Source organism: Gardnerella sp. KA00771 (assembly GCF_049244045.1).
In the GTDB taxonomy this organism is placed as follows: Bacteria; Actinomycetota; Actinomycetes; order Actinomycetales; family Bifidobacteriaceae; genus Bifidobacterium; species Bifidobacterium swidsinskii.
The window spans coordinates 1,266,449-1,287,775 of sequence record NZ_CP058368.1 but is presented as its reverse complement, the minus strand read 5'-3'; the positions used below and the strand labels follow the sequence as shown (position 1 = coordinate 1,287,775).

The 21,327-nt window shown below is 44.2% G+C and carries 10 protein-coding genes and 1 riboswitch; of the genes, 9 read left to right on the top strand and 1 reads right to left on the bottom strand.

Annotation, left to right across the window (positions count from 1 at the left end):
* Window positions 1–513: 513 nt before the first annotated feature.
* From HXT57_RS05305 to thiD, 8 genes are all read left to right on the top strand, one after another.
* Window positions 514–1,596, top strand: a complete 1,083-nt coding sequence (locus HXT57_RS05305; RefSeq protein ID WP_116440671.1) for an ORF6N domain-containing protein — start codon at window positions 514–516, stop codon at window positions 1,594–1,596.
* 232 nt (window positions 1,597–1,828) lie between these two features.
* Window positions 1,829–2,185: a type II toxin-antitoxin system RelE/ParE family toxin gene (locus HXT57_RS05300; protein ID WP_004109288.1), complete on the top strand. Its 357-nt coding sequence runs from the start codon at window positions 1,829–1,831 to the stop codon at window positions 2,183–2,185.
* A 185-nt stretch (window positions 2,186–2,370) separates the two neighbouring features.
* Window positions 2,371–2,697, top strand: coding sequence for a helix-turn-helix domain-containing protein (locus HXT57_RS05295; protein WP_205411954.1), 327 nt, complete (start codon window positions 2,371–2,373; stop codon window positions 2,695–2,697).
* A gap of 835 nt (window positions 2,698–3,532) precedes the next feature.
* Window positions 3,533–5,326 (top strand): SpaH/EbpB family LPXTG-anchored major pilin, encoded by a 1,794-nt coding sequence (locus tag HXT57_RS05290; RefSeq protein ID WP_116994621.1) that lies wholly within the window; start codon window positions 3,533–3,535, stop codon window positions 5,324–5,326.
* Window positions 5,327–5,478: 152 nt separating this feature from the next.
* Window positions 5,479–5,673 (top strand): hypothetical protein, encoded by a 195-nt coding sequence (locus HXT57_RS05285; protein ID WP_116994622.1) that lies wholly within the window; start codon window positions 5,479–5,481, stop codon window positions 5,671–5,673.
* Between the two features lie 458 nt (window positions 5,674–6,131).
* Window positions 6,132–7,292, top strand: a complete 1,161-nt coding sequence (locus tag HXT57_RS05280) for a class C sortase (RefSeq protein WP_205411955.1) — start codon at window positions 6,132–6,134, stop codon at window positions 7,290–7,292.
* A gap of 111 nt (window positions 7,293–7,403) precedes the next feature.
* Window positions 7,404–17,018: a hypothetical protein gene (locus tag HXT57_RS05275; protein WP_421783490.1), complete on the top strand. Its 9,615-nt coding sequence runs from the start codon at window positions 7,404–7,406 to the stop codon at window positions 17,016–17,018.
* A 487-nt stretch (window positions 17,019–17,505) separates the two neighbouring features.
* The gene (thiD, locus tag HXT57_RS05270) at window positions 17,506–18,426 is read left to right on the top strand and encodes a bifunctional hydroxymethylpyrimidine kinase/phosphomethylpyrimidine kinase (RefSeq protein WP_421783488.1); all 921 of its coding nucleotides are present in this window, start codon (window positions 17,506–17,508) and stop codon (window positions 18,424–18,426) included.
* A 94-nt stretch (window positions 18,427–18,520) separates the two neighbouring features.
* Here thiD and thiM read toward each other — a convergent pair whose 3' ends face one another.
* The gene (thiM, locus tag HXT57_RS05265) at window positions 18,521–20,098 is read right to left on the bottom strand and encodes a hydroxyethylthiazole kinase (protein WP_033888471.1); all 1,578 of its coding nucleotides are present in this window, start codon (window positions 20,096–20,098) and stop codon (window positions 18,521–18,523) included.
* Window positions 20,088–20,197, bottom strand: a riboswitch (TPP riboswitch). It overlaps the preceding gene by 11 nt.
* A gap of 296 nt (window positions 20,198–20,493) precedes the next feature.
* On the opposite strand from thiM, the gene HXT57_RS05260 reads away from it, so the two are divergent.
* Window positions 20,494–21,291: a hypothetical protein gene (locus tag HXT57_RS05260; RefSeq protein ID WP_288231205.1), complete on the top strand. Its 798-nt coding sequence runs from the start codon at window positions 20,494–20,496 to the stop codon at window positions 21,289–21,291.
* Window positions 21,292–21,327: the final 36 nt, after the last annotated feature.

Genomic DNA, 21,327 nt, shown 5'->3' with positions numbered 1-21,327 from the left:
CAACGCGAGTTTCGCAAGCGAGCGCGCAATCTGCGCGAGCATTAACTGCGTGCGTGTCTGATTTTGCTTGTTTTGGGACACTAGTGCAGTACTGTTTCTGCGTGCGTGTCTGATTTTGCTTGTTTTGGGACACTAGTGCAGTACTGTTTCTGCGTGCGTGTCTGATTTTGCCTACTTTCGGACACTGGCGCAGTCGGCTTACTGCATGAGTAACACATGAATCGTACTACAACACCTTTTAACCACAATGTTATAAATTTATTGTCTATTCATCGTATTCTCAAATAACTTCAGTAGTATGCCTAAAACTAACAACGAAATGATACGTATGATAAGAGACGCTGAAATAGAGCATAGATGCATCCTACCTATTAATTCAGCTCAAAAACTAATAAATCTACGCACGATGTTGTTTATTTGTTGCTGGCGCAGTTGATTTAAAAAAGTTACGCAGTAAAAGTTACGCAGTACGTGGCGTATTGGGAAAGATATTTAGATAATGTTGGGGGCATTATGGCAGAAGAGAAGAAAGAGATTGTGATAATAGATGAAACTACGATTAAAAGTAAGATTCACTATATAAGAAATCAAAAAGTTATGCTTGATTCGGATTTAGCTGAAATTTATGGATACTCTACAAAAAGATTTAACGAACAGGTTAAAAGGAATATTGAAAAATTTGATGACGATTTTATGTTTCAATTAACCGGTGAAGAAGTATATGAACTTTCAAGGTACCGTTTTGGCACCTTGAACGATGGGCAAGTATATGAACGTTCAAGGTCGCATTTTGCGACCTTGAACAAAGCGCAAGGCAGAGGCAGTAACATTAAATACAAGCCATATGTTTTCACAGAACAGGGCATCTATATGCTTATGACTGTATTAAGGGGAGAACTGGCAGTTAAACAGAGCAAGGCTTTAATACGAATGTTCAAGCAGATGAAAGACTTCATTGTTGAAAATAGAGACTTTCTTAGTTCAAAAGAAATGACGCAACTGTTATTGCAAACAAGCCAAAATACAAATGATATAATGCAGCATTCAAAAGAAATAGCAAATATAAACGATAAAATTAGCACTTTGGCAACAAAAGAAGATTTGAAAAAGGTAATGGATAATTTTATAGATAGTAACACCTACAAGCATTTTCTTTTGCTGAATGGAGATAAGATAGAAGCAGATGTTGCCTATACAAAAATATATAAGTCAGCAAAGAAAAGCATTTATGTTATAGATAACTATATAGGGCTTAAAACTTTGGAACTTTTAAGGGCTGCAAGAGATAACATACAAATCATAGTTTTTAGCGATAATGTAAGAAATAAAGATATGCTTACAAAAAATATTTTAGATGATTTTAGAAAAGATTATCCTAATATAGACCTGAATCTGAAGGTATCCGATAAAAAATACCACGATAAATATATTGCACTAGATTTTGGGACAGAAAATGAAGTCTTTTATCTTTGTGGAGCATCATCAAAGGATGCGGGAAATAAAATATCAAGTATTACTCAAATAGAAGAATCATCTAAGGATATGTATCATACAATGTTTGCTGGAATGTTAAACAATAAGAATTTGAAAATTTAATACACAAAGAGCAAAGTAGGAAGTTGTATGAACTTTAAAAGGCGGTAGAAGCGAAAATCTATCGTCTTTTTAATTACTGCAAATTAGAGAGCGCGTGTTTTCTGCGTTAGTGTCTGATTTTGCTTGTTTTGGGACACTGGCGCAGTACTGTTTCTGCGTTAGGGTTGCTGGTTGCTTGTTTTGACAAGATGTATACAAGCGATTATGCTATATATAACATAAGCAGGGGGTTGTGGAATTGTTTGATGTGATTTTTTACAGTGATAAGGATGGTGATAAGCCAGTACGCGAGTTTATTAAAAGTTTAGATGTCAAGTTGCGCGCGAAGGTGGTTTCTGATTTGCATCGCTTGGAGATGTTGGGAAACGATGCGAGGGAGCCGCTTAGTAAGCATGTTGGCAACCATATTTTTGAGCTTCGCACTATTTTAGGTAGCAACATAGTGCGTATTTTATACTTTTTTGATGCGGATAAGATCATTGTTGCCACCAACGGATTCGTTAAAAAGCAGCAGAAAACTCCGCGTAGTGAAATATTGGTCGCTATGCAGAGAAGGGCTGAATATTTTAATAGAAAGATGGGCTTGTGATGGAAAAGCAAGAGTTGCAGGGAACGTGCGTAGTGCAGGAAAAGCAAGAGTTGCAGGGAACGTGCGTAGTGCGAGGAACGCGAGTAATGCAGAGAAAGCAAGAGTTGCTGCGAACGTGCGCAGTGCAGGAAATGCACGTAGTGCGGGGAACACGAGTAATGCAGAGAAAGCAAGAGTTGCGGCGAATGCGCGCAGTGCAGGGAGCGCGTGCAGTGCAGGAAACGCGAATGAATGATTTGCATGAACTCACGGACGAGCTTATGAAGGATCCCGAGTTCAAGAAAGAGTATGATGCGCTTCAGCCGGAAAGAGACTTGACTATGTCGCTTGTGATGGCGAGAAAAAGGGCTGGTTTGACTCAGGCTGAGCTGTCGGAGAAGACGGGTATAAGTCAGTCGGATATTAGCAGGTTGGAAAATGGTTCGAGGAATCCGACTATTGCGCTTTTGAATCGTATTGCAAATGCTTTGAACGCGACTTGTAGGATTGAGTTTGTGCCGAATGCGCGTTGACGTGTTTTAGCGCTGCGATTTAGCGCTCAACTTGCCTTGTACTTTCCAAACGAACTTGTTGGAAATTCCGACAGGTTGACTTTTCGTTAGGAATATAAAGAAAGCACAATCGTGTGCGCGCTTGCGTGGAAAGCCCAGCATAATTTCTAAAGCACAGCCACACTAGCCTGCCCTGCCTTCGTCTTTGTTGACGAAGGCAGACCTCGCTTGCGTTGAAAGCACACTGTGCTTTCAACTCTGAGCAAGCTCGGCGTTCCGAGTTGCTTTCGCGCGCTAAATCGCTGCGCTCAAGCAGGTCGTCGCGCGTGGAAAGCCCAGTGGGCTTTCCGCATTATGCAAGCGCTACCGCATTGAGCTTGCTTGAAGCGCGCAATGCAGCTTCAAGCAAGGGCAATGCGACACGCCGATGGTTTGAGTTTTGAGAAAAAATAAAAAACGCAAAAAACAAAAAGAGCTGGTTATTTGACACCCCTCAAACCCGTTGTTTTTCAACGATTTTTGTACCGGGGGGGGGGGGGTAGATGCTCAGAAACATAAACATTTGACTGTGTTATACTACATCTCATTTTTCGTTTAAATATCGATTAATATTATATGTACTCACGGTTGAGCGTTATCGCGCAATTTGCGAAAAATAGCTAAATGATGAAAGTTTGCAGTTGTATTTCTGCGTTCGCATCTGTGTGTTTGCACTGATGCTGTCGTCAATGCAATTGTCAGTATGTCATAACGACACAATTGTTAATATGTCATAACCTTTTGTTTAGCTTGTAACCTGCTGTTGAGCCTAAATAAAGATGTAAGACGATTAGTTTACTTATTGAAGAGAGGAAATATGCGTCTACAGACTTCAAAGTTAAAACGCGCCGTGGCACTCGTAGCTGCCTCCTGCACGCTCGGTACCTGCTGCATCGCTGGATCCATCGCATGGGCGAATAGTGAACAGGGTAAAGATGGTGCAAATGTTGGAAACATCGATGATACTAAAAAAGACAATGGTACTTCTATAACCATTCACAAGTACCAAAGTCCTGCAACTGATACTAGATCTGATGGATCTGATCAGAGTAATCTTGTTAAGGATAAGAAGCCAGTTAAGGGTGTTGAGTTCAAAGTTTGCAAGGTCACTCTTAAGGAAGGCAAAGATGCTGATGCCAAGAAGATTGATTTGTCTACAGCTGAAGGCTGGAAGAAAATCAAAGACATCCAGGAGCTTGACCCTTCTTCTGCTACGAAGAATGCAGCTTCATTCCTCAAAGGTGATAATGCTAAATTCGTAACGGTCGATACTGATTGCAAAAAACAAACAACTGGTGAAGATGGTTCCACAAAGTTTGATAAGCTTGCCGAATCGCTTTACTACGTTGAAGAATCTGACACAAAGGGTGCTCAAATTAAGGATGCTCAGGGAGTGTGGAAGCCTGTAACTGTTACCGGTAAGGTTGATCCATTCTTCATCACAACGCCTTTGCCTCACAAGACTGCAAATACATGGGAATGGTTGTACGACGTCAATGTGTATCCAAAGAACGACACCAGTGACGACGTTGCTCGTAAGACGCCAAAGACTCCAACCAAGCTTTATACTGATGATGGAGACGCTATTATTCCATGGGATATTTCTATGCCTTTGACTCCTCCTTCTGACAATAAAGCTTATAAGAAGATTGGATTCGTCGATTCTCTTCCTGAAGGTTTGACGTATGATAGCTTAGCTGAAGTTAAGCTTGTTAAGAAAGGGAAAGCGACTGGTTCTACAGCAAGTGATGTATCTCTTACCGAAAATACTGACTACAAGGTTGAGACTGGTACCGATAAGAAAAAAGTAACGTTTAGTCTTTCTGACTCTAGGCTGAATACGCTCTCTGAAGATTTCAGTAGAAGTACTTATGTTCTGAAAGTTACTTTAAAGACGAAGGTCGCTAAGGATACCAAGAACGTTACCAACTCGATTAACGGCTGGATTGATGACAGCAAGATTGGTGATGACGGTGATCCGGAGCATCCATGTGTTCCAACTAAGGAAGATCCGAAGAAGTGCGATAAGAACCCTCACGGTACTTCGCATTTTGCTACCTTGAAGATCACCAAGGTTAATGATGCTGCTGATAAAGCTAAGGGCAAGAAGCCATTAAAGGGTGCAGAGTTCACTGTTTACCCAGTTAAAGAAGGTACAAAGTTTACCGATGTTTCAGGTAAAAATGTAACTAAGGAAACTATTGATGGAAAGCTTGATAAAGGTACAAACGATGCCAACGCTATCAAGCTTAAAGCAACTGATGATAATGGTGTAACCACTGCAAACTTGTTCATTGGTACTAATGATGTTGCTTCCAAGATTTACTGCGTTGTTGAGACCAAGGCTCCTGCTGGCTTCAAACTGAATGAAACCCCAACTTGCTACGAGGTTAAAGTAGAAACCAAAGAACAGGCAGCAGCAGGTCTTAATAATAACAACGCTCACGAGATTGTCAACTCCCAGGCAACCGAACTCGACAAAATCCTTAGCAACTTGCCAATGACCGGTGCTCGCGGCTTGGTGATTTTGACAGTTTGCGGCATTGTTGGCATCGCTGGCACGCTCTTCTACGTTGTGATGAAGCGTCGCAAGGAGCAGGAGCAAGAGTAAAACTCGCTCGTTGGCTGAGTGTTTTGAACGATTGTTCCAGCTGATTTGCTCTGCCGGTTGCGCAGTTTGGTTTCGAAACAAGCTGTGCAGCCGGTTTGAGCTGATTAGCTGCGCGGTCAGGTGTAGCGCAAACGCAAGAAATTCTCCGGCAAATGTTCCCAAACAACGCAAAAACGACAACAAACGCCGGAAATTCCTCAGCAAATGTTTCCGAAGCTTTGCATCAGTGCTCTGCTGAAGTTGCTTCTGTAGCTTTGCATCATTGCTTTGCAAACGAAGATTCTGAAGCTTTGCGCCAATGCTTCTGCGAAAAGTGGTTTTGTAGCTTTGCAGTTTTGCTCTGCTGAAGTTGCTTCTGTAGCTTTGCGCCAATGCTTTGCAAACGTCGATTATTTATTGATTAGCGAACTTTAGCATTAATGCTCTGCGGACGTTGAGTATTTATTGCTTAAAGAACACTAGCGTCATTGCTACTGCGCACATCACATCAAACACACTCACCATCAACCCATCCGCAGCTTAATTGCGCGACTCTAGTTGCACTTAGTAAACCACGCAGTTGCGTAACTTTTGCACGAGTCTATGAGTTTTGTGTTGGCATTTAGTATGTTGAGAGGCTGGAAAAATTGTGTTCAGCAATAAAAGAGGACTGAGGAAGCTACGTTCTTTTAAGAACAAAGCAGACAGTAAAGCCTTTAACAGCCAAAGCGACGAAGGACGGGAGCTTGCGCAAACACAAATTTTCCAGCCTCATCAAGCCCAAAGAACAAGAACATCAGCCAAAACTCATAGACGATACCCAAGAATATCGAAAATAAACTCGTGCAACAACGACAAAAACTGGCACTTCTCTAAATCCTGCATAGTCCCTGCTTTGCTGTTGCTTGCATCGTTTGCGTCGCTTATTTATCCGCACGCCGCCATGTGGCTAAGCCAATACCACATGTCGGAAGTTGCTGCTGAGTACGCGAAGCTTATAACTCATGCTGTTCCTGCTCCGCATGAGCAGCTCCGCCGCGCTCGTGAGTATAACAGTCAGCTTTCGTCGGGTGCTATTTACGAAGCAAATACTAACATACCGACTTCTCACGGAGTTACTTCCGATGCGAGTCAGGATTATTGGGATCAGTTGAAAGTGAACGACGACGGGTTGATGGCTCGTTTGCGAATCAAAAAAATTGATCTTGATTTGCCTGTGTATCACGGCACAGAAGATGCCACTCTTCTGAAAGGTCTTGGTCATTTGCGTGGAACTTCGCTTCCGGTTGGCGGCAAGGGCGCGCGCTCTGTGATTACGGGGCATCGCGGTTTGGCAAGTGCGGAAATGTTCACAAGGCTGGACGAAGTTGGAAAAGGTGACACTTTTACAATTGAGGTTTTCGACGAGATTCTCACCTACAAGGTAGTTGACAAAATCGTTGTGAACCCTGATGAGACGAAGAAGATTGCAGCTGTTCCTGGCAAGGATTTGGTGACACTTATTACTTGCACGCCGCTCGGCATTAACACGCAGCGCATTTTGGTGACTGGTGAGCGAGTTGTGCCAACGCCTGCGGCGGATAAGGCACTTCGTGGCAAGAAGCCGGATGTTCCGCGATTTCCGTGGTGGGTTTTGGGCTGCTTTGGTAGTTTGTGCGTTGTGGGCGGCTACGTTTGGTGGGCTGGTCTGCCGGTTAAGAAGAAAAAGAAGGAAGACGAAGAAGATAGTGCGAAAGATAGCGCGAAAGATAGTGCGAAGGATAGCGAGTCAAGTAGTGCTGCAAGTAGCGAAGAAGATAGAGAGTTAAGTAGCGCGAAAGATAGTACTGTACGCAGAGAAGATCTTGCGCGTGAGGAAGCTAAGGCGATTAAAAATCGTCCGAAAAAACGACCGAAAGTCAAAAAGTCTAGTTCACGCAAGAAATGCAAGCGGAGTGGTCACGGCGAAAAGACTTTCGACTGGCTTATAAGCATCCTTGGTTTATGAGCGATTGCTTATAGGCAATAACAAAACTTAATAGAAAAACTTAATAACAAACTTGTGGTGCCGTGGGGGCGACGCAAAGCAGTTTAAAACAATGCAAAACAGGTGGAAACAATGAAGAGTATTTGGACGATTATGCTAAACGTTCTTGTTCGTATAGGTCAATTGACTCAATGCGCAACTCGTGTAGCTAAACGTACGACTCAGAATATGTACCGTGTGGCTAAGAGCGCGGCTGAGCGTTTAGCTAGTCGTGTGTCTAATCGTTTGGATGATCGTATAGCTAATTGCGTGAATAAACGCTCATCTAAACGCGAGTCTGTTTTTGCATATCGTGCGTTCAGTAGCTCTTTTGCCACTGCTCTTAAAACTGTTCTTGTTTGTTCTCTTTCGGTAGCAATGTTGCTACCTATTTGCATTACTGCTGAAACCGCAGTTGCTTTGGATAGTGCTAATAATTCCGCAAATAATTCCACAAAGTCTGATCCAAAGTCTGATTCTAACTCTAATTCTAATAATCCAGACTCTAATCCAGACTTATCTGCATCATCTCAGTCTTCTGCGTTACAGAGTTTCGACAATTCACAAGGATCTGTAGATTCAGGGAATCTACTCTCTCGATCTTTTAATCCTTCTGCAGGCTCTGGCGCAGGCGTGCCGTTTGCTTCTCCGTTTGCTTCTCAATTTGATTCTCCATTTGGTTCTCCATTCGGATCTCAACCGAAGTCACTTTTTGAGCGCGCTGCAGAAGAAGAAAGAGCAAAAGCGCAAAACCGCGACGCTAAGAATTACTCAGCTCGTGAATCTTACGAAGTGTATCGCCCTGGATGTAACAAGGATTACGCTTTAGGCGCATGCATTACTACTGACGGCGATGGTGCTGGTTTGCGCGCTACGAACGGTCACGATTTGGATGTTAATAGCCTTGGATACAACTTGGAATCTAGCGACCAATTTGCTAGTGCAGCAACGAGACCTCGCGGCCACTACGAAAACGGTTCTGTACCTGAAGATCCTTCTGGCACGGATCATTACGGCGCAACTTACTTCACTCCGTATCCTAAGGGCACTTTTATTATGGGTCGTTTACGCAACATGGCCTTTAACTATAAGGGTTCCGGCGTCGACAGAATTAACTTGCCTATAGATGACACTGCAGATTTCGTGTTTGTAAAGCGCACCCCTAAGCTTTCCGGTGGCGGCTTCGTGTGGGATATTATTTTTAACGCTGGCGGCCGCACTCAAGGCGCTGGTGCTGCTCTTGATTACTTTACGATTCCAAAAGGTCAGATTCTAGACAAGGGTAGCGAAGGCGGAAGGCAGTATATTCAGCGTGTTCTTTACAGTGGCAGGGAAGCTACTGCTTTGTATAAGAAGAATCAAGGCAATAATAATCCTCCTCGCGAAACCTGCTCATTCTCGTGGGATAATCCTAACGGTTTATGCAGCATTAAAACTGACGGTAACGATTTTGATTCTGGAGATGACTTAGTCGCAGCTTGGAATAAGATGCGCGGCACTGACGACAGTAAGAATGGCAATTATTCTAGGATCCTTCCGGATGCTGTAACAACTGAGGATTTGGGTAGTTCTGACGCTATTGGTTGGTGCCGTGATGGTCAAGGTTTGGACTGCATTAGATCCAGTAGCTATGGTGCTTTGGATGAAGGCGATCTTAAAGTTGTTCCTAAAGTTGAAGGAAGCTATAACAGAGGCTATAGTCCTGCTTATGTTGCTCTCGTGCAAAATCTTTATAGATCTATAAAAGATGACACGCAGCGCGTATTTAGTTTTGTGAACAATATTAAGTCTGGCGAGATTGCTTATACGTATAAGATTCACTTCACTACTACAACTTCTACGACTAAAAACAACTCATATTGCTCTTCTGATAACGTGGGTGATAGCACGGGTTGCGAAAACTTTTCATTCTTCTACGCTGCAGGATCTTACTATGGTAAGAGACAGAGCAAAGGTTTTTATGGTGCTACTGACCCGTTTGGTGTTACTAAAGCCAGTAAATATTCCATGACTAATTTTGGTCGTGACGCTAACTTCTACATGTACACTGTAATGCATCAGCAGTGGTATGGTGCGCCGCGAATTATGGATATTCAGGCTCCTAGATACCACTTCCTTAAGGGTACTGGTTTGGGTCCGTACAACAGTGACAGTGGTAATTATCTTGAGCACAGGCATATTTCATTCTCTAGTGTGTTGCTTGGAATAGTAAATCAGCCTTTGGGAACTTCATATCTTATGAACGAGAACCAAGATATACGCTTATTGCCTGATTATTATTCCCCGAATAACGGCTATGCTCGAGGTAATCAGTGGTTCCGTAATCCTGGTATGAACGACCATAATACGAAGGATTCAGAGCCTGGTAGGCATAAGCTTGAGCTTAGATATAACGATAGAACGTATCATATGAGTGAAACTCAGGATTTGTGGTATAGGGTTATTACGCAAGCAGACGTGTTTAAGCCTTTGCAAACTGAGGAATATGACGAAAATAACAAGACTCCTAAGTATTATTCTTACGATCAGCCGCTTCCTAATCCTCTTATTATTGATAATCGTGATAATAATGCTGGGTTTGTGAATTTTGTTGGCAAACGTTCTGATTTGTATAGGCAGGTAATGGCTTTCGATCCTAACTTGTTCCCGCCTGTTAATAAAGATGAGTATGGTTCAAGGCATAGGTGTGGTTCCATAAAGCAGAAGAAGGGCTCTAAGACAAACGATTATCCGCTTGATGCTAACTATTTGACTAATAATCCGGATGGAGATTCTAATACTCCGCTTAAGAATCTTGCTGTTTATAAAGCTGAGTGGACGAATAAGTGGGGTGATGAGTCTCGCTCGAACACTCTTCAGGATGCTGATTTAAGCGTTGCTGCTAAAGTGCCTATTGTTAGCGTTGTAAATCCTTGCGGTCATTCTAAGATTCTTGACGAATACAAGGATAAAATTAACGGTCAGTCTAGGTCTTCTATTTCATTTAGATCCATAGATAGTGACGATAATTCCGCTGCAAACAACGATCGTGCAGCTATGGGTGAGGATCGTGAAGACAGCATGCCTGAATGCTGGCCTAAAGCGCAAAATGCTACTAAGCGTAATGTTTGGTTTGTAAAAGATGCTCCTAAGACGGGCGATGACGGTAAGGAGTTGAAGCCTGGAGATCCTGTAAAGAAAGACTTGCAAGACAAAGTCTTGGCTAAAATCAAGCGTATTTACAGAACTTGGATGCGCAACAAGTATAGTGCTCAGCTGCAAGATGGCAAGAATCCTAAAGTTTTGCCAAATTACGTGTTTGTAAAGTACGTAAAGATTACGTTCTGGGATAACTCGACTACTGTTATACCTGTTGTATTCCCGTATGTTGATTACGAGAAGCCAACGTTGGATGTAAAAGTGAGCGTGAATAATGGAAATCCTGTTGATGCTCCAGCTGATGGTTTGAAGATTCCTGTTAATAGCAAAATTAAGTTCTGGGTTAAAGGTCATGACGATAAGAGGATTTTGCTTGGCGTAAAGCCGCAGGAAGCTACCGACTACTTTACTAACGATAAAAATAAGAGATTCTTTGATAGTAAAAAAGTTGTTGTGCGCAATGATTTTGATATGATTACCACTCCGCGTGACAAAAAGAATGATTGCGATACTCGCGGTTGCGGCGATTTTACTACAATAAGCTACGATCAATTCATTCATAAAAATGGTGAATCTGATAGTAAGACGGATCAAGTTGGCTGGGTTACTAACAGCAAAAATTCTAAAGATGATGGTTCTCCTACAGTATTAGTGGGCGATCAGAATAGAAATCACGGTGTGCATGATTTGATATTCCATGGTTGGGATGCTGCAGGTAATTCCGTAATAAAGAAAATTAAGCTGATTATTGTATCTCCTGGCTATGGTTTGCCAAACGTTTGGTGGGATAAGAAGCCGAATGGACATTATGTTGGGCGAGTGAATCCTTGGGATGAAGATAAGCGCGTGCGCTCGATTATGGTTAGGATTTGGGCGCGCGGTAAGGAAAAGCCTAGGAAGGATCATAACTACGATAAGCTGTGTCCAAATGATGGCAGTTGCTACGGCATTGTTATTCAGCGAGACGGTAATAAGAAGACTGATCTTTGGCATCAGGTTAATACTTTTAATCACAATAATGATGCTGCAAGCCCGGATGGGTCTAGAGCTGCTGAGGATAGAGCTGCTTTAGAGGACAGAGATGCAGTTGATGACAAGGCAGCTGACGGCAAGTCGGCTGACGGTAAGGCGGCTGACGGTAAGGCGAAAGTTGACAATAAAGCTAAAGCTGATAGCGAAAAAACTGATAATGCCAAACCAAGGGAGAACTCTACCCAAAATCAGCAGGATGAGCAAGCTAATAAGCCTCAAACTAGCAACAAGCCTGCTTCCTTGAAGATTTCAAAAGCAACCAAGAAGGATACTAAGAAGAATTCTAAGAATAAGACAGCTAAGAATAGTTCTAAGAAGAATTCTAAAAAGCGCAATGCTCCTGGAAAGCGCAGTAAAGTAAGATTTGCTGTGCTAAACGAAGGTGATTCTTCTAAGAATGCGAATACTCAGAAATCTGAAGTACAAAAACCTGAAGTAAGTGATGGTAACAAGCAGAGTGATTCTGCTAATACTGCAGAAAACGGTAGCGCAAGCAAAGATAATAAAGTCAGTAACGATAGCAAGGACTCTAAGAACGTCAAGGATTCTGAAGATGCTAAGTCAGAAGAATCTAAGGGTCAGGATCGAGATGCTGAAGGAGAAGATCGTTCTGCTAAAAAAACTGCGAAAAGTAACGATGATTGGCGTAAAGAATTTAGTAAGCGCATTCTTACAGCAAAGCTTGGAGATCATATCAAGGGTTGCACTGCTAACGGCGGCGACAGGTGCGAAATAACTTTTGATCCTGTAACTGGAAATATTACGATTCCGGAATACTTTGCAGAAATTGGTTCGAGAATTTACGTAGACACTTACTCTGTGCCGGAAAATAATCCAGATTGGCGTCAAGATAAACTTTGGAAGCTTATGGAGCCAGGCAATCTTCAGGATTACGAAGAATCTGACCCGCTTCCGCTCGATATTGCGTGGCCAAACGGCTTAGTGCAAGTGAACCCGTTTGAGCTTAATAATAACGAAATCGTGGCAATGCTTTCTTGGATGAGACACGATAAGCGTAACGAGCGAATTTTCGGTTACCGCAAGGAAGAAATTGGCGTTAAAGGGCAAAAGAAGTACGATACTTACGACCAGTACGACAGTGGCTTTAAGCCGAAAACTACTCAAGCAAAGTATGCTTATGGTGACGATAAGCCTCAATATTCATGCGAGTCGAAGACGGATCAGCAGTGGAAGCTGTGCTTAGATGGCGTTACTGGTATTGGCAAGCTAGATGAGAAACATAAACTTAACGAAATGCTGTACGCTATAAAGACTCTTTCTTTCCAAAAGTTGGAAGCTGATGACGAGACTACGCTTAACCCGATTGAGCATAAGGTGACGCGCTTCGTTGATATGCGCAAGGACTATACGTGGGGATTAGTAGACAACAACAAGAAAAGTGTTGACGGGCGAAACGATCCTGGATTTGACGGGCCGCAAAACGGCTTGCATGGAAATCAGAAGTTTGGCACGCAATACTTTGTGTACAAGTGGAACATAAACTCATACCGTAAGGGCGGCAATGGTAAGGCGTTAAACCTTCAGGATGTGCTAAAGCTTGTAAAAGGTACGCCGAACATAAATACGCAAGAGGAAAGTAAGCCGCAGCCTTCGCTAACTCCTATGAGTGCGGCGGATAATAAGCAATTTGATGCATGGAATGGTTCGTACCCTATGGCTGTTGCTGGTGGATTAGGTTACGCTGTGCGTGACAATACATGCGCTGCGTCTATTGCTGCTCATAACGGTGTTGCGCAAGAAGGTAAGTGTCAGTGGCGAAATAAGCTTAATTTAGTGAAGTACACGCCTAAAGAATTTATTATGGATTCTTCTTCATTCTCTTACAATGCTTCTGTAAATATGAAAAACGGAAGTGAAGTACATATTACAGATAAGCTTATTGAAAATAAGGGTAGCCAGCATGCTGGTGAAGATAAATATGTTAGTGAATATGCTATTCACAAGGACTTCCTGATGCCTGGCGGTGAAGATTTGAACGGTCAAGCAGACGGCGAAAATATTGGCGACATTATAACTAAGAATATTGATGTTGACACTATGAACGACTACGACGCGTACGGTGAGGGTACTTCGAAGCCTGAGGGATACGCAAATAACAGGCCATTCATGCATGCGCAACTTTATGTGAATAATGGTCAGGTTACGAACGATCTTCTGCTTCGTGAGCCTAGTAAGACGCCAGATAACACAACGAACGTGATAAACGTGTGGTTTATGCCGGTTGATAATGAGAAGCCGACGATTAGTGCGAAGAGTTATCAGGAGTGGGACGGTAAGCCATGGGATATTCACGGAAAATGCATGATTAACGGCGATGTGAATAACTGCAATACAGTTGATGATGATGTTATTACTCTTGATAAGAAAATTTATGCAGGTAATAAAGCTTGGTATGAGGCTGATAATGCAACGATTAATTTACCTGCAGCACTAAAACTAGACGATGATTTCAATGCTTACGAATCTGGCAAATGCACAAGAGAGTGGAAACATGGCGGTATATTTAATAAGCAATACGTCACTTTGTGCCCGAATAGTATAAACAGTAAAGTGCTGGTTAATAATCTGAATGTGTATATTCAAGCGAATAATATTCAGGATTCTAGTGGTAAAACTTCTAGTCCGATGGTGAAGTTTGTTAGTAACGGCGTTACAAATAAACATTTGCTTAGAAGGTTTGTTGAAAAATACAGAAGCACAGATTTAGAAAATCCAAGTGTAAATAAGCAAACTGTATTTACAATGTATGCTGAAACTACGGATAGTGCTGGAAAGCAAAGTGCAAAAACTGTTGTTGGATGCTTTAAGGCTACGTGGACAGACATGGTGAAACCATCTGTTGTTGCGTACGATGGTAAAAGCAATGAATTTGCAAAGTATGATGACTGGCTCAGCAAAGATGGTTCTTCACAAAACCGCGATTATAAAGTTGTCGTTAAATCAGGCTATGGAGCTAAAAGAATGGTAGTTTACTATCACCCTGCTTCAGAGCTTGAGAAACCTGTTACTAGTAATGGTCTTTTTGGCTCTGCTGCAAACTCAAATGAGACTAACTTGGAAACCAGCATTGGTAAAACAATTTCCGTATGCTGGAATGGATCGTGGAGTGTATGCGCTGGTACTTTCAAGCCGAATGAAGTAACGCTTAATCACGATAATGATGGTAATGCTGTTATAACATTCCCTAGTGGTTTCTTAGCTCCAGGAAGCGTGGTTCGAGCACGCAGTCGTCTTGAAGTTGGTCCATGGACGTATATGCCTGGTGTTAGAAGCCCTGAAGATCTTTCCGATGATTCGCTTAATAGAGACGGAAATAAGACTGCAAGAAGCGGTGGAAGTAATCGAAGCGGCGGAAATAGCAGAAACAGCGGAAATACGCGTGCTGCAAAAGGTCGCACTGCAAAAGGTAAAAACTCTTACAAAGACGACGCTAGTTCAGAAGATACTCTTGACGTGCTGCCAATGGCTTACGCAAAAGAAAAGCCTAGCGAAGTATGCCGTCCGGATTACTGGAGCGCAGACAACTGGTCTGGTTTGAAGAAGCCGTCCGACTGTGTGTACTTCGGTGTTACTATGAAGCGTCAAATAGTGCAAATACACCCAATGCTGCTAAGCGGTCACGAGGAGCGCGCAATACGAATGGATTTGCACAGTGAAAACAACTTTGCGGGCGAACCAAAGAAGGGAATTTGGCTTCAAAACGATAGCGAAATCGTTACGAATGAGGATCCAAGGCTTGAGCCTGGTAAAACTATGGTGACTTTTAGGAAGTATGACTATAGTGCTATGGACGATGAGCATAAGCCTTTGAATCCGCCTACCTATAGTGGCCGCCAAGTAGGGAATATACAAGACGTAGCTGTTATGACTCGAGGCTGGAGAAGTCGCGTGCTTGTGCCAAATCCGCGAGAAAATAAGATTACGCGATTTGTGCGATTGCGCGCGCCTGAAAACGTAGATAGTGAGCATGGTGGCGATAGTAAGGGTGCTGCAGACTACTTAGCTGATGCGCCTACCAGCTTCGAAGAAACTAAAGATAATAGTAAGGCTCTGCGCGTAGCTGGGCGTTCGTATGATCCAGGATTCGTTCTTTCGAAAGATAAGAAGTCTCTTCTGTATCTGTATAATGCTTCAACTAAGCGCAACTTTACGCTTAATGATTTGCAATATGCGTTGAAGCTTAAGCGTAACAGTACTTTGCACCCAGCAAACGAGTGTGGAAACTATGTTGATGGAAGTCAATGGGCGTTTGCTGATTGTCAGCCATCCTTGCTGCCAGAAGTAAGAGGTAGCGATAAGGTTGATGGTGAGAAAGGTCGAAACGGCTTCAGCTTTGATTGGAATACGCACTTCTATACGTATAATCCGTCTGAAGACCATAGGTCTGGTGCTGCTTCTGCTGCTAACGGCGCTGATAACGACAATGGTGGTACTACTGAAGAAACTTGGTATGTAAACGTCATAGATATGATTTCAAAGGGTGGTACCGGCGGTGGATATTCTATTCCTAATAGCTCTGGCGTAACGTCTGAAAGTAGTAATACTGGTCTTTCGCTTACCGACTTCGCTAATATTGGCGCATGGGGTAGGTCTGGCAGTATTGGATCTGACTTAATTGGTCATAAGGTTCTTAAGAATCCAGATAATGGTTTGTCGGTTATTATGACATATGGCGATAGCTGGGTTGGAGATACTCATAAAACGCGAGGCAAAGAAGGCGGCTGGAATAACGATGCCAACTACGAATTCGTAATGCCTGTGTACCTGGTGCCTGTTGATAACGTTAAGCCAACTTTTGCTGCAACTGCAGGATCGCTTCTCAGTGGTCACGCGGATGCTAATAATCCTTACGTTGTAACGATGGAGGAGAAGGACTACGCTAAGCTCACGGTTAAGGGTAATCCTGTAGAATACAAGGACGGAAAAGTTTCGAAGTCTCAAAGCAAGGAGAGTGGAAAGACTCTGTTTGCGGATGTCCACGACGATTACGACAGTTTCGGTGATCTCAGCAACTTTAGCCTGGTTGCATGCAAAGTCAAGAAGGCTGGCGGCGCAACTGATTTTGACAGCTGTAAGTCAATAATGGGCAAAGATGGCTCCGTGGATACTGCGGCGTTCAAGAAGTTAAAGACTGACGGTGACGGAGTTGAGTACGCTTTGTACGGACGTGCAAAAGATAAGTCCAGCAATGAAAGCGACGGCTTTGGTGATAACGGTAACAGAGGCCACTTAGTCGGATACTTCAGCTTTGGTTACTTGGTTCGTCCGGTTGCTCTGCCTTACAGCGGCGGTCAAGCTGCAATATGGTTCAGCTTCATATTTGGCGTGCTGTTGGCGTTGTTCTTGGCATCCGGCGCGTTCGGTAGGCGCGGATGGCTTGGGTCGGTTCTTAGTGGTCACGGATTCGGCGCACTCACTGACAGCAAGCATTGCGACGCTTCTGCAGAAGTGCTTCGAAGCGGCAAGCCGTTCTTCAAACTCAAGTCAAAGTTCAAGTTCAAGTGGCTTCGACGCTGACGCGTAAAATGCGTATGAGTTTGGACTTATAGCGTTTGCGTAAGTCCAAACTCACCCGCGAAACATATTTGCCTGCGACGCAATAGGTTATATACATCTTAATTGCGCGTTATTCAGTCGCGTGGATATTAGTGTGGTAGAGATTTGAGATTTTTCGCACTGAACGAGGTGAACGTCAGAGCCGCAGGCTGCTGATTCACCGAGTGAAGAAGAAAAATCGAAAAATCTCTGCGATAAGGCACGGTTATTAAACATTAAGCACGCAGAGTTTGGGGGATTTCTCTACGAGCACTAAAAGAGGACTGAGAAGCTACATTCTTTAAAGATAGGCGAACACACTAAACTCTTTTAGCAGCCAGAGCGCACGAAGGACGGGACGTGCGAGGAGAGAAATCCCCCGAAACTCGCGCCACGTTAAACAAAATGTAATATAAACTATACTTTCTCATGAAACTATATTCGCCTGCGACGCAATATAATAAAAGTTATGACGCTAGTATCAAGCAAACAGCATGACTTGCAGCATGCGCAATCGCCTATGCAGCAATCAGACCCAATCATTCCGCGCGTGCTAAGCATAGCTGGCACAGACCCAACAGGTGGAGCCGGAATACAGGCAGATCTCAAGTCAATTATGGCGGCAGGCGGTTATGGCATGTGCATACCAACTAATTTGGTTGCGCAAAACACGTGCGAAGTGCGCGAAGTATTCACGCCGCCAGTAAGCTTTTTCCGCACTCAACTTTCATGCGTGTACGACGACGTTACAGTTGACGCACTAAAAATCGGCATGCTTGGATGCACAGAATATATTGAAGCAATGCGAGACTGGATGTGTGATAACCCGGTTCCTGTAAGTGTTCTAGACCCGGTGATGATATCAACTTCCGGGAAGCGCTTGCTTGAGGCGAGTGCTGAAAATGCGATGCGAAACTTTATAAGCTGCGTTGATGTAGTGACGCCAAACGTGCCGGAATTGGCGGCTTTGTGCGAATCGCGCGTTGCGGAAAACTTTGAGGAAGCTTGCAACCAGGCGCGCAAGTTGGCTGCAAAAAACAGTGTTGTTGTAATCGTAAAAGGTGGGCACTTAACTGGCGAAGACGTTGGAAATACTGCGGTTTTCCCGGATGGTGACGCGCGGCACGTACCAAGCGAACGAGTTGAAACAAGCACAACTCACGGAACTGGTTGCTCGCTTTCTTCTGCGCTTGCTACGAAAATTGGGCTTGCTTTGCGCGAGGAAAAGAATTTGAGCGATCACGATACTGTACTTTGCGCACTTGAATGGTCAACGGCGTGGCTTCGAGAGGCGATTGCGGCTGGAAGTGAATTACATGTTGGGCGCGGCGGCGAGCGCGGTCATGGACCTGTAAACCACTCCGTACGAATCTTGCGGCAAACTGCGTGAGCGCGCGCTTATAGTGCGAGCGTTGTCTCGCGTTGGCGCGACGACATGCTTGAGCGCAGCACAGTGCGCGCGAAAGCAACTCGGAGCGTCCGATTTACTCAGTAATCACGCTTTTAAGCTCGCGCGCAACTTTCCCAGCATCCTCAGCGCACATAAGCGCCGACACTGTGCAAACTCCGTCAAGCTCAAGACCTCGAATAGGGAACACTGTGTTCTCGTGAATTCCGCCAATTGCCAACGTTTTTACGCCCATAGAGTGCGCAACTTTCGCCACTTCGTTCACTCCGTCAACTCCCAACGGCGGCACGTCGTGCGCTTTCGTATGCGTTTCAAAAGCTGCACCAATGCCAATCACATCCGGCAGCGGAACGTCATTTTCTTTGCACTCGCGGTAAGCTTTCTCCATCAAATCCGGTCGAGCGCAAGAAAGCCCAACCATCCACTCTGCCGGCATCGCTTTTCGCGCCTCAACAAACGGCGTATCCTTTTGCCCAACGTGCAAGTTGAAACCAAGCTGAGCTGCGCAATCAACATGATCGTCTATGAATACAGGCACATCGCCGTGCTCAGAATCAATAAGCGCATGACGCAACTTCTTCGCCTTTGCTGAAATTTCAGCGTCGTCGGAATACTTATCGCGCAATTGCACAACTGTAACTCCGCCTTCAACTGACTCTACTGCAACTTCTTCTTCCGGGCGATTTCCCATGCGCGGATCCGTTACCAAATACAGTGTCCAATCAACAGGCTCCACCGTAAACTCAATATTTGTCAAACTAAACATGTCGTTTACGCTAAGAGTTGAAAGCGCATCCATCCACAGTGTGCGGAAAGTGCCGGGAGCTGTGGTTTGACGAGCTGCCCAAGTTCCAGCCGCTGCTGCGTGCACGTGTGCTGCAACAGTTGCTGCGAGCGGACGTTCTGGGTTTGCGCCAACGTATGCTGCAACCAACGCTCCCAAAGCGCAACCGGTTCCAACTACTTTAGTCATAGTTTTATGTCCGCCGGTTACGCGAGCTAAGCAACCGTGAGCGTAAATCGCGTCTTTTTCGCCAGAAATTGCCACTACTGAGCCGTACTTTTTTGCTAATTCGCGCGCGGCTTGAAGAGCATCGTTCACGTTATCGTGAGAATCCACACCTTTGCCGTTGCTTTCTTTGCCTGCAAGTGCCATTATTTCGGAAGCGTTTGCGCGAATTACGGTAGGGTGGTGCTTAATAATTTCGTGTATAAAGCGCGCGCGTGGAGCAAGTGCTGGAACGCCGATTCCAACCGGGTCAAGCACCCACGGAGTATCGGCTTTTTCGCATCCTTCAACAGCTGCGCGCATGTATTCGGAAGTTTCTGGCTGATGGAATGTGCCAACGTTTATGAGCACGCCTGTGGCAATTTGCGCAAGTGCATGCGCTTCTTCTGGGTCGGTTACCATAATCGGCGACGCTCCTGCAGCGAGTAGTGCGTTGGCTGTAATGTCTTGCACGATTACGTTCGTGATGCAATGGGTGAGTGGCTGCTGTGTGCGCACGCGTTCGATGCATTGACGCACGTCGTTAAGAAACATGCGGCGGCGTGCGCGTACAGAGAAGCATGTGTCGACTTGCGTTGTTGAGCTTGTGCAGTATTCGTTTGCTTCGTTGCAGTTAGTTGTTTTTTCAGTGTTGCATGTTGTCATAATGTTTCCCTTCGCTAGCACTATCTAGATCAGGTTTTACGGATGTAATCTCAGCGCCGCCCGCGATTTTGCGGCAAATGCGCACTCCGAACCATCCTTCGACTATATCTTTTGTTCGTGACTTACTTTCTTCTGCGTGAGTGTCTGATTTTGCTTGTTTTGGGACACTGGTGCAGTTTGTGTTCTGCGTTCGTGTCTCTGGTTGGTAGTTTCGTGGAGCATTTGCTGGAAAATTCCCGACGTTTCGCAGCACTTGCAGGAATCTACAAAAATCGCGCCGCATTTTTGCAACTTCTTCTACATATTTTCGCTTGCAACTGTGTAACCATAAGTATGGTAAACATAAATATAAGTAAACAATAAGTAGATTATAGAAGTTACGAAAGCGAGATAACATGGCAAACGATTCCATGCTAGAACAAAAGACTCCGCTCACAGCGCGCGAATACGCGACGCGCACAGCAATACGCACGATTGCAATCATCGCATCTGTTTATGGTATGGCTGCTTCGTGGGAAGGCTTGATGACCTTTACTTATTTTACGAATCTTTCTAACCTTATGATTTGCGTAGCTCTTGCTGGATCGCTTTTGCTTGATACAGCTGCGTTTATGCGTGCTCGTAATTCTGTAGATTCAGCAGCGCAGCAAGATTCCGCAGCATCTTGCGCATGGTTCGACTCAAAATCCAACGCTTGGTACATTTTCAAATTCATGATGACTATCTCAATTGCTGTCACATTCACTTTGTACCTGTGTTTCTTAGCACCTACCAATAAGCTTGGTTTCGTTGGCGCTTACATGAATAACGGATGCAGCAGCCTTTGCGTTCACGCAGTTGCGCCGCTTCTTGCAATCGCTGATTTTGTGCTTTTTGATTATCGTTTCCGCTCTACTCGCGCACATTTGTATGTTTCTACTGTTCCGCCTCTTGCTTATGTTGCTTATGCTGCTATGCTTAGCGAGTTTGCTGGTGTTCGTTGGGGTGTTCATGCAATGCGCGCGCCTTATAATTTCCTCAATTATGGTGCTCCTGCTGGCTGGTTCGGCTTCGCACCGCAAACTTTTAATGCCACTACTTTGGGCGTTGGAGTTGCGTATTTGTTAATTGTGTTTACTCTTATTTTTATTGGTGTCGGCAGTGTATTTCTTGCGCTTAAGGGTGCTCGCGCTCGTGCAATATTAAAAGAATAGTATTGTTGCGCGCCACTATTGCCTAATTGCTAGAAT